Genomic DNA, 15201 nt, shown 5'->3' on the forward strand with positions numbered 1-15201 from the left:
TCCTGACCTTTGATTGGTACCCACCAGACCATTGCTCAACCCGTAAGCAGGATGGGGCATGGGCAGTCCGTTGTGTGACGAGCAACTCGGGTGTGCTGACTCTGTCAAGGGTGCCTGGATGCGAGAGACCGTGGACCGTATACCAAACACATGAAGGAGACACGAATGAAGAGACCCTCCGTGCCACTCACGATCGTGAGAATGATCCTCCTCATCGGACTCACCACCACAGAGGTCTGGGCCGCTGACCCACCGGCCCCCAATACGGCGGCACCGGCAGGTCCGCTCTGCAACAGCCCGTACAAGAAAAAGCCCATCTCGGCAAAAGCGTTGCAAGAGCTCGTGCGATCGCATGAGCGATGGGTGGAATATCGTGGCAACCCGAATGCCAAGCGGATGGAACTCTGCCAAGCAGATCTCAGCCGGGCCGCACTCACGGGGACGAATCTTGAACGGGCCGATCTGGAAGGCACCGTCTTGCGGCAGGCAAATCTGACTCAGGCCACCCTGGCTCAAGCCAGTCTGGCTGGAACTGACCTCACCAAAGCCATCCTCAAAGACAGTAACCTCTCCGGAGCCGATCTGCGTCGTGCCCGACTCACGGGCGCCAATCTCTCTCGTGCCGTAGGGGACGAGGCTGCCCTGTTTGACGCCGTCCTCGTCGGCGCCAAATTGAATGAGGCTGCCTTTGAACGGGCTCAATTTGAGGGTGCCGACCTCAACTCTTCCGACATGACCGACGGCAATTTCGCCGAAGCGTATTTTTATGGAGCGACACTGAAAGGTGCGGCTCTCGTGAATGCTGATCTGACAAGCACCGACCTCCGCCGCACCATCCTCTCCAACGCAAACCTCCATCGTGCAAACCTTCAAGGTGCGCTGCTGGATCGTGCGCAACTGGACCAGGCGAAACTGGTCGAAGCAGATTTGGAAAGCGCGTACCTGGACGAGGCAAATTTGCGTGGAGCGAATCTGAAAGCCGCGATTCTGCGGGGTGCAGATCTACGGTACGCGAACCTATTGGGTGCTGGCCTTCCGGAAGCCGATCTGGAAGGGGCCAACCTCGAGGAAGCCACTCTCACCAAGGCAAATTTGAACTTGGCCAAACTCAGGATGGCGATTCTCTATCACGCGACACTCGATGAGGCTAATTGCCTGGACGCCACCCTCACCCGCGCGGTCCTGATCGGAGCCAAGGGCTGGCACACCAACTTCATGAACGGCGACCTCAGCGAAATCTACGCGCCGAAATCCTCCTTCCGGCAGGGTCAGTTCAACCGGACCAATCTGGAATCGGCTAATTTCGTCGGCGCGGATCTTCGAGAGTCGAATTTCAACCACTCCAACTTGACCCAAGCCAATCTACAGGACACGAATCTCCAAGACGCCACGTTCGTCTCAGCCAATTTGACGGGTGCTCGGCTCGATTCAGCCGATTTGCGCCGCGCAATCTTCAAAGGGGCCACACTCTCGTCGGTCATCGGTCTCACACAAGCCCAACTCAATGGTGCCTGTGTCGACGACCAAACCAAATTGCCCCCTGGCCTGAATCGTCCTGCGCCCTGCAGTGCGCTTAAGAAAGAGGGGCGATGACGGCACAGCATGACCACAACGTCAGAATCAAAGAAGGGAAAGTCGCCTTAGATGGTGTCTTCGGACTCCCGGCTGATCCTCGCGGCGTGGTTGTCTTTGCACATGGAAGCGGCAGCGGGCGATTGAGTCCTCGTAACACCTTCGTCGCCCGCCATCTCCAGCAAGCAGGGCTTGCCACAGTATTGCCGGACCTCTTGACCGAGGAGGAAGCGGATGACCGGCGCAAGGTGTTCGATATCGATCTCCTGGCGGATCGGCTCCTGCTTGCGAAATGCTGGGTGGAGACAGAGGCGCGAACGAGAGGTCTACCGATTGGCTATTTCGGAGCCAGCACCGGGGCCGGAGCCGCGCTTCAAGCTGCCGCGCGAGAACCGTCGAACCTCAAGGCTATCGTGTCACGAGGCGGGCGACCGGATCTGGCGGAACCCTATCTTCCGTCGGTCACTGCTCCAACATTGCTGATCGTTGGAGGCTACGATGAACCGGTGATTGAGATGAATCAGGCGGCGTACGACCTACTGATCTGTGAGAAAAAGTTGATCATCGTTCCCGGCGCGACACACCTCTTTGAAGAACCAGGCACATTGGAACAGGTGGCGGAACAGGCAGCAAGATGGTTCGCACGATATCTGTCATGACGCGGAGGAGGGGATTTTAATTCCTTCCAGGCTCTGACAGAAGAAGTGTTCTCAGTTCTTCGTACACGTTCCGCCGTGGCCCCACAAATACGACGTCGATGCAGGACTCGTCATCGTTGAGTCGATAGATAATTCTGTACGTCCGAATACGATAGGCCCGCAACCCCGCTAATTCGAACTGAAGCGCATGTCCGGCAAGTGGGGATACGAGAAGTTCCTTGATACCCTGTTTAATCTCACCTTTGACTTGAGGATGAAATTTTCGGATTCGCTCAGCTGCTTCCTTAGAATAGCGTACCCGGTACCCTTTCATGGAGTGTCACGGCCAAACACCGCCTCGTGAGAAACCCACTGGCCTTTCTCCGCTTGCCTCAACGACCGGCGAAGTCCTCGCATCGCCTTCTGATCGCTTAAAATCTCAATGGTCTCCATCAACCCCTCGAATTGGTCCATGCTCAGCAGTACCGCTGAAGGAACGCCGTCGCGCGTGATCGCAACGATCTCCTGCTTGTGCTTCATGCGGCGGATTAAATCCAACAGCTTATTCTTGGCTTCACTGACAGAGACAAACTCATCGACCTGCGGCATACTATCCTCCTATGGGCTACATTAATGGCTATTATAATGGCTTGCCTAAATACTGACAAGTGAGCTTGGAGATAAGTCGGGGACAAATGGTTTGCTAATCTCCTCGAAGAGCCTGGCACACGGGAACAGGTGTCGGAACATACGGGGAAATGGCTTGGGCAGTATCTGATTTGAGGACTAAGTAGGGAGCGGTAACTTTATCATATCGATCCTCATTTTTTGATCCGCCAACACCTTGGGGGTTAGCTGCACCGGAACCGTGGCCAGTACCTTAGACTGGATGTGACATGGTCACGAACGCTTTGACCCGCACAGCCATAGTTCTCGGAATCAGGCACTCGGCGAGAGCAGGAAATCGATATCGGCCTTTGTCAGTACGCCCTGCCCCGAGCCTCGCACCGCGCCGGCCATCACGGCGTTGTACAACTCGAGCTTCCGTTGCTTCAGGGCCATCATCTTCTCCTCGATGCTATGTCGCATGAGAATTCGCTCGATCGTGACGGTCCGCAGTTGCCCGATACGATGCGCACGATCGGAGGCCTGCCGCTCCACCGCAGGATTCCACCAAGGGTCCAGATGAAACACATACGTTGCACGGGTCAGATTCAACCCTTGCCCTCCCGCTTTCAGGCTCAAGAGAAAGACATCGGGCTGGTCACCGGTCTGAAAGGCCTTCACACGGGCTTTGCGCGCAGCCGGTGCCGTGGAACCGTCCAATCGGTGATACGGCAATCCATGCTCCACACAGGCTTCCTGCACCAGATCCAGAAAGCTAGTGAACTGTGAAAACACCAGCGCACTGTGCCCCTCTTCCCGCAACACGTGTAATCGTTCCACGAGAAAGCTCAGCTTGGGGGAGCGCTCTTCCGGCTGTTTTGTGAGGAGTCGTGGCGACAGGCAGATTTGCCGAAGCTTGAGGATGGCCGTGAGGGCGATGAACTGCGCCTGCCCGGAGGTCTTGCTGCGATAGGCCTCATCGATCGTGGAGCGCACTTGTTCGACCGTCTGTTGATAGAGCGCCTTTTGGCGCTCGGTCAACTCCAGAAACACCTCATGCTCGATTTTTGGAGGTAAATCCTGAAGAATCTCCGCCTTGGTCCTCCGCAGAACAAAGGGCCTCGTCCGGCGCAACACCCGGTCAAGCGCGGGACCTGAGAGCCGTTTCATATCCGTCTTGAATCGATCACTCTCGCCCAAGAGCCCCGGCACACAGAGGTCGATGACCGAGAAATACTCGCCGAGATGGTTTTCCAGTGGGGTGCCGGTCAGCGCGACTTTGAAGCGGCCCTGGAGTCGTCGGACTGCGCCGGTCGTATCCGCCTGGATATTCTTTACCGCCTGGGCCTCATCAAAGACGATCACATGGAACGGGATCTGCTCCAGGGCATCGATGTCCCGACGGACCAGCCCATAAGTCGTGAGCACGATCTCACCGTCCCCGGCCTCGAATGTCCGCTCACTCCCGCTATACACATGGACGGTAAACTCGGGCGCGAACCGGGCCAGTTCTTGCTCCCAATTGAAGAGAAGGCTCGTCGGCACCACGACCAGGTGAGGGCCTTTCACCCCGCGCGCGGCCTTGAGGCGTCCTTCCCTGATCGCAGCCAAGAGACAGATGGTTTGGATGGTCTTGCCCAGCCCCATATCGTCCGCCAAACAGGCGCCGAATCGATGGGCATAGAGGAACGCCAACCAGGCATACCCGTCTTGCTGGTAGGGACGCAGCATTGCGTGAAGCCCCTTCGGCAACGGCGGCTTCTCAATCCGCACAAAACCCAGCAAGCCCGCCAGCACTGCCTCATCTTCGGCCGGTAACGACACGTGGATTCCCTGCTCGCGCAGCGCGAGCCAATCGAGGATCTGCAACCGAGGCACCCGTACGACCTGCGCCGATTCTCGATTCGCCTGAGCATCCCCGGTCAAGTCGAGGATGGCTCGTAGCCGTTCCATGCTAGGGCCGTCCAAAACTCGTAGCCCCCCCTCACTCGCAATGAGTCCGCCACGCTGCAGAACTGTCCTCCATTCCTGCTCGTCAATGGCCCTCCCATCACAACGGATCTCCGGCCTGATCTCGAACCAGTCGATTCCGGTCTCCTGTCGATCCTGATGCCTGACGTGAACGGAGCAGTCCCACCGGATGGATCTGAGCGGTTTCTCCTCGTACAACAGTGTGATCCCGACCGTTGTCAGCTTTTCCAAGAGAACCGGCAATCGTGGGAACAGGACACGCGAATCGATCACCATCGCATCATACGAGGACATGCCGCGAAACGCTTCCGGACCGAAGATCTCGAACGGCACCTGATAGAGCCATCCCTCACGAGACTTGTCGATGGTCTGCAAACCCCACCGCCCTGCCTCGATCTGCAACCGTACATCCGGCCTGGCATAGACAGCCAAGTGCTGTTTCAGCCATCGTGCGGCCTCCAGCCGAATACTCCGCACCCAATCGGTCTGATCCAACGCCGCCTTGATACGCCGGTCTCGTTCCTTCACCTCACCGACCGTCAGCAAGCTGAAGAACAATTCGTAGAGCACGGCCTTGCGTTTCTGTGTTCGCAACGGCGTTGACACGGCGCGCCCCTGTTCCAACGCCCGGATGAAGGAAAAGGTCGCCGCACTTGGAGAGCACCACCTCTCACCTTGCCGGCATTGTGCCTGGAGCATCCATGCAGTCGTTGGGGCACCAGCCTCATCAAGCAACGGCCTGAGCGTTAACGCGTAGTCCCGTTCCTCGCCTCCTGATCCGGCAACAGACAAGCGAACCGGCGTTTCATGCCCATCTACCCGAAAGAGCATATCGTGGAGGGTATTGTCGGCCTGCTTGCGGCTCAGATCGATCTGTGAGGAGTGGAACTCCTCTCGTGAAAGAGTGAATTCCAGCGCATGGGGCTGCCCATGCCATCGCCGATGGTCTTCGCTAGCCGGTAGAGTGATCGCACAGGGCGCTTCATCCAGTCCGCTACGATCATATGGAAAATCGAACCGCCGGAAACCGTTGCGCAGTGACAGAAAGGGGGCCCACCCACCTTCTTCCTCCAAAAGAAGCAAGCGCTGGCCGTTTACGTCCACGACGAAACGACGAAACCGGACAATCCGGTCGAGCACGGTGCCGTCCGCCATACACACCGCGCGAATCCTCACGCCTTCATCGGAAAGAGCCAGCTCCGTCCTACTTTGGCACGCGACCGTCGGAGCCCATTGAAGGATAAGCGAGTCCCGGCCGAATTTGAGCACAATAGGGAACCGCCGCTTGGCTAAGCCAAGGTAGCGCAACAGAGGATCATCTCCGTAGGTCGAAAACCAGGACGAATGAAGCAACGGGCGCAGTTCGGGCGGTACATCAGGAGCCCACCCCGCAGGCAGTCTCACACCATTGCGGTAGATGGAGAGCTGCGGGGAGAGCTGGCTTGCATCGATCACGATTTCATAGCCCGACTCCACCGCGTTGCCCTTGCTCGGGAAGCCCGCCTTGGTGGGTTCCCCGAACAAGTCGGTTCGGAGTGCGGCCAGATGGGCCTGTTCTCGATCGGACAATTGGAACGTCTCGGGCACAAGGAGATGCTTGGTGGTGAAACAGGCGCACAGGACATGTTTGCACGGACAATCGAACTCCCAGGCGGGGCAGTCACAAAAGGCAGAGAGAAACCCGTCGTCCAGGGAAAACACGACTTCGTACAAGATGGTGCCCTGCACATGGGCCGTGAGTGTCGCGCCATCCTTGCTCCAGACATAACACTGAAGTCGTTGCTGCCGGTAGTAGTCATACCCTCGCACCACCGACGCTTTCGGGGCCATCGTATACACCTCATTGACGGCAAGAGTCCGAAATGCGGCAAGCAGAGCCGTCGCGGCAGGGGCCTGGGCAATGGAGCTCCCCGTTTCTTGAGCAGGAGGACTCTGTGTTTTCCTAAAACGGGATGCAGGCTTCTTTTGCATGGGGCGTCACTATAACGGGCGGGAAAGATCCCCATCAAGTCACAAACCCACGCCATTTATGACGGTTTGCGACCCATCAACCGGCCTGCGCTGAGCTTGCCGAAGCGCTCAGGGTCCCGAGCACCTCGTGAAACGTCTCGGCTAACGGTTTCAAGTTTCATATTTCACGTCTCAGGGTTTTGGCTTCTGCACAACTTGAAACGTTGAACATGAAACCTGGAACTCAGAATCGAAGAGCGAGCGGCGAGCATTGTCGTAGCGGCCGGTCAGCGGTTGCAGGAGAAGCGTTCATGAATCATGTCGTCCAGGGCGGAGCGCATGGGAGTAGCGGTCAGCGAGGCACCTCCTCTTTGAATTGCTTATTCACAACTTCCAACAGGGTTCTCACTGCGGCTGTCGCTGAGAGTTGCGTCGTATCGATCCTGGCTTCCGGATGAAGCGGCGCTTCATAGGGGTCTTGGAGCCCTGGAACGGTCGATGATTCACCTCGCTGACCTCGCTGATAGGTCCCCTTGTAGTCACGTTGCATCGCGAGTCCTAACGGACACTCTACTGCCACCTCGATGAATCGAGGGATGAGGCTTCGAGCGAAATCACGGTACGCACGCTTACTTGCCGTGGCGTCGAAGATGACCGTGACGCCATGTGCCACCAATCTCGCTCCCATGAGGGCCAGGGCGCGGTAGAAGAGATCCCGCTCCGCCAGCGAATAGGTCGCGGTCGGCGTGAGGATGCGTCTGACTGCATCGGACTCGAGGACTTCGACGGACAACTTCAACTGTTCAAGCTGAGGTCGAAGCGCTGCGGCAATGGTGCTCTTGCCCGACGCAGGCAAACCCGTAAGCCAGATAGCAAACGCTTGTGGACGAGTCATAAATCGTGCTGAGCTTCCAGCAAACAGCTATCAGCGTTCAGCATGTGCGAGGATCACATTCTCTCTGAATTCCCTCTCCCAACTGTACGCTGAGAGCTGACAGCGTATCAAACACCGCAATACTCATTCACCCGCTCCGGCTCAAAGCGCGGCACGTCGAGCACGTTTTCAATGAAACGAAAGAGACTCCGCCTGGTGTCGATCGACAGGTTTGGATACCAGAGCGGGCTGGCCACGACCAAGCCGCGAAAGGCAAAGAACGGTGCGGCTGTTTCTGTCACTTCCTTGTCGCCGCTCGCTTCCAGATAGGTCTCCCAAAACAAACGGAACAGGACTTCGAACGACCCGTACAGCTTCCCGCGCCGGATCAGGGAGTTGAGCAGATAGTTGATCGTCATGGCCGTGATGTCGTCGGCCGGCTCGCCCCATTCTCCTCGCGACCGGTCCAACACCGCAAAATCCGTCCCGCGACGGAACAAGACATTGTACGGATGGAAGTCTCCGTGCACCTGTGCAAGCCGGTTGGCCTTGTCACGGAGACGCCACCGCCACCGGTTGCACGCTTCCTCCACCGTTCGTAGCAGATCAGCGGTGATAAAGCCAAAGCGTGTGGGATAGCTGTCGGTCAACCCCATGATGCATTCGCCATGACCGATCAATTCACGCAGCCGACGCTTATAGAGATCCGCGTCTCGACGCTTTTTGGCATGGATCTGTGCCAGGTACCGCGCCAGCGCGACCACGCGTTGTCGATCCAGCTTACGGAGCCCCCCACCATTCGCCAATCGCTCAAGATCCGCATGATAGCTTGCGCCATCAGTCCATTCGTTCAGCACGAAGAATTCTTGGGCTTCGGCAAGAGAACAAAGCTCCTGCTTGGCATTGAACGCACCAACATCCAGCGCCTTGACATGTCGTGGAAGCCGTCCATAGGAGTCATAGTCCCAGAGCATCGCCTGGGCGCGATCCGCCATATGCTCATGCCCGAATGGACCGGGCTTCATCGTTTCAAGCACAGCTGACTGAACCCGTCGTCCGATTTGGAAGGTCAATTTGACCGGCGTGCCATACCCATACCGCTTCTGGGATCCCTTGGAACTCTCCTTGCCGATGATTCCATAGGACAAGAGTCGCGTCTCCGAACCAAAACGGGTCTGTAGGTAGCGTTCCATGGTTTGCTTGCGCAACGCAGACATGCATCCACTCTCACGCAAATCGCGTTCCATGGGCACATCTCCCATTATCGCCTACGCCTCACTCTTTACCCTTCACCCATTTCAAAGAACTGTTGCATTGCGCAACACCGGCCAGAGTGGTCCTGTGGACAAATACCCCAATACAAGTCAGCTGGGCCGACTCGGATCATAAAACATCCACACATTGCTGATTGACCGACACTCTCGAGTCATTGCTCCCTCGGCATATCGTTTGCGACCTCCGGTCGGTAAGAGGAACTGAACTGTTACGATGTGGAGGCACGAATGGAACTAGAAATTCACAGCCGCAATGTCGCGATGACCCCTCGCTGGAAGACCGAGATCGAGTCCCGCATGGAAGATCTCCAACGCGGGCACGACGATGTGATTCACGGTCGAGTCACCTTGACCAAGAATCGGCACCACAAAAAACTTGTGAACGTGGCGGAAGCGCTCATTGTAGTCACATTGCCCGGTCGTCACACCCTGACGGCTCGCAAGGAAGACAAGACCTTCGAGGAAGCCATCAGATCTGCCTTTCAGGCTGCCAACATTGAACTCCACAAGTATCGAGAAAAACGCGCGAAGACCGAAATACGCCTGCCTCCCGCGCCGTCTCATCAGGGCGTCGTGTCGAAGCTGTTCTCCAATGAGCGCTACGGCTTCATCCTCCAGGAAGGAGGCGGTGAGGTCTACTTCCACGCAAATGCCTTACAGGGACTCACCTTTGAGCAACTGGAAGATGGAGCCGACGTGGTATTCGGCCTCGAGGAGGGCTTCAAAGGTCCGCAAGCCACGGTCGTCGCGCTTCCGCAACCGATCGCGGCCAAGGTGTCCTAGGATGAACATCGAAAAATTCAAAGTCCCTGTCTCCATGCTGGCCCCAACGATCGATCCCGGGCAGCTCGGATTCGAGGATACGGGCGAGCTTGAACCGCTGACGGAGATCATTGGACAGGAGCGGGCCGTGGAGGCGTTGGAATTCGGGCTCAATATGAAGAGTCCCGGATTCAATCTCTACGTCTCCGGCCCTGTCGGGACAGGAAAAGCCACCGTCATTCGGCAGATGGTCAAGACCATGGCACGGACCGCTCCCGCTCCTGCTGACTGGTGTTATGTCAACAACTTCCAAGATTCCTCTCGACCAACCTGTCTTGCGCTGCCCGCCGGCCAGGGCGCGTCATTCAAACGAGAGATGTCCGGATTCATCGAGGGACTGCGACGTGACATCCCCTTGGCATTCGAGAGCAAGAAATATCTCGATGCCAAGGCCAAGCTGCATGATGACATCGATACCAAGAAAAAGGCCCTCTTCCACGAATTAACGGAACACAGCCGAACACAAGGATTCGGCTTTGAGGAAACTTCGGTCGGTTTCGGGATTGCGCCGCTTAAGGACGGCCATTCCATGACGGATGCCGACATGGAGGCGATGACCGAGGAAGAGCAGCGAGACTTGACCGAACGGCGCAAGACGCTTGAAGGGGAAATCCGCGAATTCCATATCCGCATCCATGGTCTTGAGAAGGAAGCCGAGCACCAACAACGCCATCTGGACCGCCAACTGGCCACGAATGTCCTGGAAGGCCGTTATGAAACCATGCGGCGGGCGTACCAAGATATTGCGCCCATCACAACATTCTTGGAACATGTTCGAGACGACATCGTACATCACTACAAGGACTTCCTGCCGCGGGAAGGGCCCGCCATTGCCATCCCCGGTTTGGAATTCAAGCGACCCGACATGTCGCGTTTCCTTGTCAATCTGATCGTCCAACGCGACCCAAGGGAAGGGGCTCCCGTCATCGACGAAGCACACCCGACCTACACCAATCTCATCGGCAAGATCGAGCGGCGGGCCCATATGGGCGTCATGTACACCGACTTCACGGAAATTCGTGCAGGAGCTGTGCTGCAAGCCAACGGCGGCTACCTGATCGTGAACGCCGTGGACATGCTGCGCCAGCCGTTTTCGTGGGACGCGCTCAAGCGGGTGATCAAGACCAATGAGGTGAAGATCGAGGATCCCGGTGAATTCTACGGGTTCTCCACGGCGGGACTGAGACCGGAGCCGATCCCCGTGAATGTGAAAGTCATCATGGTTGGGCCGCCCATGCTGTACCACCTGCTGCAAACCTACGAAGAAGACTTCGAGAAGCTGTTCAAAGTGAAGGCGGATTTCGACACTGAAGTCGTGAGAAGCGAACGGGAGGACCGACAATATGCCCGATTCATTGCGAGGCTCTGTCGAGAAGAAGGACTGCCACACTTCGGAGCGGATGCCGTCGCTGAAATCCTGCGGCAAGGCCTTCGCTTTGCCGATCGTCGCGATCGACTCTCGCTCCGGCTCAGTCTCGTCAGCGACCTCATCCGTGAAGCGGGGTATTGGGCGAAGAAAGAAGGCCATGCGTTTGTGACGCGAGCAGATGTCGATGCCGCCGTCACCCATAAACGTCATCGCTCGAACTTGGCGGAACATTGGATCCAAGATGAAATTAAAGAAGGCACACTGATGATCGATCTCGACGGTGACGTGGTCGGTCAGGTCAACGGGCTGTCGGTTCATGAGTTCGGCGACTACGCGTTCGGCCGCCCGACGAGGATCACCGCTCGTACCTACGTCGGCACCAAAGGCGTGATCGATATTCAGCGGGAGGCGGAACTGGCGGGAATGATCCATAGCAAGGGGGTCCTGACGCTGGCCGGATATCTCGCCGGTAAATTTTCAGGGGCCCATCCCTTTGCCTTGAGCGCTTCGTTGACGTTTGAACAGACCTACTCTGAAGTGGAAGGTGACAGCGCCGCCGTAGCCGAGCTCATCGCCATTCTCTCCAGCCTCGCCGATCTACCGATCCATCAGTGGCTGGCCGTCACCGGCTCCGTCAATCAATTAGGTGAAATACAGCCGATCGGCGGGGTGAACGAAAAGATCGAGGGGTTCTTCGAATCCTGTTCACGCAAAGGGTTGACCGGCACGCAAGGTGTCATCATCCCCGCTCGCAACACCAAGCATTTGGCCCTTCGCCGCGATGTAGTGGAAGCCGTCGAGTCCGGTCACTTTGCCGTGTATGCCGTGAACACCATTGAAGAAGCACTGGAGTTACTCACCGGCATCGCTGCCGGTGAGCGGGGACTCGATGGGGCCTACCCACCCGACAGTGTGTTTGGCCGAGCCGCGCTGCGATTAGAAGAGATGGCACAGGCTGTGGCGGAGTGGGGCGAAGGGGAAGAAAAGCCGAGCGGGCACATCATCACAGAGCCGTAGCAGTCTGCAGAAAAACTCGGTTTCTGCTTCGCGCACCGTTGCAGGATGAGAGAAAAGACTGTGGCATGCTACACCTCAGAATGCTCAAAACGGCTTCCAGCAAGGCCGCAGCGAGCGAAGGGGTGAGGCGTACGCTCCGGTACGTTGAGCTTCTGAGTGATGCGAGAACGCGGCTGGAGGACTTTTTCAGCATTCTGCTAGGCGCTATTTGTATGTCAGTCGGTACTTTTCAATCGCCAGCTGAGCAATCCGCCTCCCCATATCAGTTCCGACCGTGCCGGAATTCCGATAATGAACGCCATCGTAGATCCGTGCATTCGCCACTTCCTGCATGAACTCGTCCACATTCGTCCAGCTGCGGATCGCATCACCCGCTGCATGGCTGCTCGTGGTGAGCATCGGTGTTGGCTCCTGACCGATCTCTGCCTTTAACACCGTCCCTACGGCACCGGAGGTGATGCAGTGTGCACAGGGATATTCCGGATGCATGGGAGTCTCAATGAACGGCACCCAGGACTCATCCCGTTCGGTCGTATCGTTCCCATCGATGTCGCCGTTACGAATGGCTGTGAGGGGGCGCCAGAAACCGTAGTGATATTTGGCATCAAACACCGCAATCAAGCCGTCATCCGACGCTTGCGTCACTGCGGCAAACAAGCGTGCATTCCGCGTGATGTCTCTTCCTGGAGTATTCGCAACTGAACGCACGATGGCATGATAGATTGGCGGCATGACCTCTTCCCAGAAACGGGCAATTTCTGTCTGCTCCGCAGTCCGCTGTTGACTCCGCTTTCCACCCAGCGCTTTCACCTCATTATAGTCACGCGCCCATACTTCACTGCCCAAGTCCGGAGGTGGCCCCGGACGAAATTGCGACGGGTTCGTCATCAACCAGGGTGTGCGATGCCTCCACTGTGGCGCTTCCGGTATCACCGTAGGCACATAGGTTCCTGCGCTCGTATGTGGACGATAGGACTCCCCTGCCGCAGCCCCATCATTCGCACGCCTCGCCAGAACGGCCGCGACTGCCTTTTCAGCGACAGCGACACCATTGGACTTGGCTGGACCATCGGCGATTGTAGTCAGAACAGCCTGATAGGCGTGATCGATGATTGCCTGTTGAGACGGAATCAGTTTCGCCAACATGGCACGATTCGCCGCTGCGACCGCTGCTTCCAATGATGCCCCAGGAGTCGGCTCCAGTTTCACATCACTGACGGGATACCGCCGTGTGATGGCATTCACCGCTTCATAGACCGAGGCTTGGACCATTGCTAATACGCGCTCCGCAGGCAACGGTCCCAAACCAGCCTTCACCACGATCTCACCGGCCCTCTCGTTCCATTCAGTGACGGCATCCGCTCTCGCATCCGACAGTGCCGATGCCGTGAGGAGTAGTGCGATGAGACTTACTCGCAATCTCTGTGAACAGACGATTGTTAGCTGCATAGTTCTTCCCTCTTGAATGATGACTTGTTCCCTCATCAAGCATGTGTTGATCGCGGCGTATCACCGTAATTGAGCAACTATCGTGCTTAGACTGCCGAAATTATCCGCCTGACGATTCTCTACATCCGCGGTTCTTGGCAATGACCAGGACCACTGATCGAAGATGTGGGGAGAATATCCTCAGAGCCGTCTGTCCAGATAGACAATTTGGACGAGCTATGAAGGACCTACCGTAGTGACACAGCAGTCAGGCTATCGTGAAGACCACGGAATTGCTATTTCGTACCAGAAACGAAGGTTCGAGAGAATCTGCGCCTTTGATTCTCTCCCTCCGTACTGGATGTAACGATCGAAAAAGATGCCGTAGGGCTTGCGAAAGGAGGGAAAGGGGAAAAGAATCAACGCAGCCATCTCCTGACAGAAGCCTCCAAAATCCCGGATCGGATGTCTATTCACTCATACCATCTTGGTCTGAGAAGGGTGTTTGCCCCCTTCTCAGACCATTTCCTCTCCTTGAGCACTACTCGCCAGGTTGTTGACGCTGTCCGATCCACGAGCAGAAATCTACCGTGTGAGGACGTGAAAGGAGGTGTCATGGTCCATAGCATGACCAAGTCAGCTCCACGGCAACCCTGCAGCATGAGGAGAGGCAAGCGAGTTTGTGCATCGCTTTATCGATGCACAAACTACCTATTTGATCCTGCAGGCTCATGATTTGCCGATCTATTTTGATATTTTCAATCCTGCTTGTTTCATCGCATAGGCCAGCGCGCCGGTGGCTGGAGAATCCGAGTCACCCTTCCCATAGGCTCCGACCAACAATGCCGCGGCATGTGCGGCATGCTCTTGTGTCTGCTTGATACCGGTCCCATGTACTGATTCATGGGCGTGTCCCTCTACCATTGATGCATGCATGATCGCATATTCTACGGCTTCCTGAACTGCTACCGGCGCATTGCCGGCTTTCAACGCCTCGTAGGCTTCTTCCATGTAGAGCAACGCACCATGCCCGTCCCCAGGATTTCCAACCTTTTCGTTGAAATGCGGTTGGAGTTTTTCGGCATACTCGGATGAGTCGGCATACTCAGGGGACTCTTTCCCTCCGAGCACATTGAGTACCCGCTGCATATGAACCCGAATCGATCCGCTGCTTTTGCGAGCCGGTCCCAAGGCTTTTTCAGTCTGGTCAATCGCCAGTTTCAGTTGGTCATGTGCTTTCTGCAGGCTCGCTTTTGCCTTTTCGTTGATGCCTTCCGTCGACGCAACGGCCGGACCCACCATCCACCCGAGAGCCAGCATAGCCACCGTCCCCACTATCACTCCACGCGTTTCTCGTCCAATCAATACAATCATCACACTGTTCCCTTCGACCTGCTCTTAGTGAATAGAGTGCTTCCGATATGCAGGTCTTTTATCAGAACCTCCCTCATTCCCAACTTGACGTTCACGATCGCTGTCCTTCCATAACCTGCCCGCTTTTGAAACTCGAACCGGCAGGTCGGCGCATACCGCAGAGCACCTCACATGCGTGCGCCAACCAAGTGACCCCACTGACCGGGCTACACAATTGCCATCAGCAATCCGGCAGCTTGGTGAAGGCTCCTGGCATCTCCACTATTCCGCACCAAACGCGTTATACATGACCCCAAACAAGGTGCT

Annotated in this window: 11 protein-coding genes; 4 read left to right on the plus strand and 7 right to left on the minus strand. The window is 56.7% G+C overall.

Annotated elements, in window-relative coordinates; translation table 11 throughout:
* Nucleotides 1-165 precede the first annotated feature (165 nt).
* Both ACMTNU_RS00230 and ACMTNU_RS00235 read left to right on the plus strand, forming a co-directional pair.
* Complete coding sequence (locus tag ACMTNU_RS00230) at nt 166-1593, plus strand: pentapeptide repeat-containing protein (protein ID WP_413933189.1); 1428 nt, start codon at nt 166-168, stop codon at nt 1591-1593.
* Nucleotides 1590-2231, plus strand: coding sequence for a dienelactone hydrolase family protein (locus ACMTNU_RS00235; protein ID WP_413933190.1), 642 nt, complete (start codon nt 1590-1592; stop codon nt 2229-2231). The genes ACMTNU_RS00230 and ACMTNU_RS00235 overlap by 4 nt, the downstream gene beginning before the upstream one ends.
* 16 nt (nt 2232-2247) lie before the next feature.
* Here the strand turns inward: ACMTNU_RS00235 and ACMTNU_RS00240 are convergent, their stop codons facing one another.
* The 5 genes from ACMTNU_RS00240 to ACMTNU_RS00260 form a co-directional block, all read right to left on the minus strand.
* Nucleotides 2248-2544 (minus strand): type II toxin-antitoxin system RelE family toxin, encoded by a 297-nt coding sequence (locus ACMTNU_RS00240; RefSeq protein WP_413933191.1) that lies wholly within the window; start codon nt 2542-2544, stop codon nt 2248-2250.
* Nucleotides 2541-2819: a type II toxin-antitoxin system Phd/YefM family antitoxin gene (locus tag ACMTNU_RS00245; protein ID WP_413933192.1), complete on the minus strand. Its 279-nt coding sequence runs from the start codon at nt 2817-2819 to the stop codon at nt 2541-2543. The genes ACMTNU_RS00240 and ACMTNU_RS00245 overlap by 4 nt, the downstream gene beginning before the upstream one ends.
* 330 nt (nt 2820-3149) lie before the next feature.
* On the minus strand, nt 3150-6758 hold the full coding sequence (locus ACMTNU_RS00250; RefSeq protein ID WP_413933193.1) for an SNF2-related protein: 3609 nt from the start codon (nt 6756-6758) through the stop codon (nt 3150-3152).
* Between the two features lie 331 nt (nt 6759-7089).
* The gene (locus ACMTNU_RS00255) at nt 7090-7632 is read right to left on the minus strand and encodes an adenylyl-sulfate kinase (protein WP_413933194.1); all 543 of its coding nucleotides are present in this window, start codon (nt 7630-7632) and stop codon (nt 7090-7092) included.
* Nucleotides 7633-7739: 107 nt separating this feature from the next.
* On the minus strand, nt 7740-8858 hold the full coding sequence (locus ACMTNU_RS00260) for a phosphotransferase family protein (protein WP_413933195.1): 1119 nt from the start codon (nt 8856-8858) through the stop codon (nt 7740-7742).
* A 255-nt stretch (nt 8859-9113) separates the two neighbouring features.
* On the opposite strand from ACMTNU_RS00260, the gene ACMTNU_RS00265 reads away from it, so the two are divergent.
* Entirely contained in the window at nt 9114-9668 is a 555-nt protein-coding gene (locus ACMTNU_RS00265) for a cold shock domain-containing protein (RefSeq protein WP_413933196.1), read from the plus strand.
* 1 nt (nt 9669) lies between these two features.
* Nucleotides 9670-12093 carry a Lon protease family protein gene (locus tag ACMTNU_RS00270; RefSeq protein WP_413933197.1) on the plus strand — a complete coding sequence of 808 codons (2424 nt, stop codon included), beginning with the start codon at nt 9670-9672 and terminating at the stop codon, nt 12091-12093.
* Nucleotides 12094-12297: 204 nt separating this feature from the next.
* On the opposite strand, the gene ACMTNU_RS00275 is transcribed toward ACMTNU_RS00270, so the two are convergent.
* Nucleotides 12298-13542: a vanadium-dependent haloperoxidase gene (locus ACMTNU_RS00275; protein WP_413933198.1), complete on the minus strand. Its 1245-nt coding sequence runs from the start codon at nt 13540-13542 to the stop codon at nt 12298-12300.
* Nucleotides 13543-14265: 723 nt separating this feature from the next.
* Complete coding sequence (locus ACMTNU_RS00280; RefSeq protein ID WP_413933199.1) at nt 14266-14895, minus strand: hypothetical protein; 630 nt, start codon at nt 14893-14895, stop codon at nt 14266-14268.
* Nucleotides 14896-15201 lie beyond the last annotated feature (306 nt).

Source organism: Nitrospira sp. BLG_1, assembly GCF_047338595.1.
Taxonomy (GTDB): domain Bacteria; phylum Nitrospirota; class Nitrospiria; order Nitrospirales; family Nitrospiraceae; genus Nitrospira_D.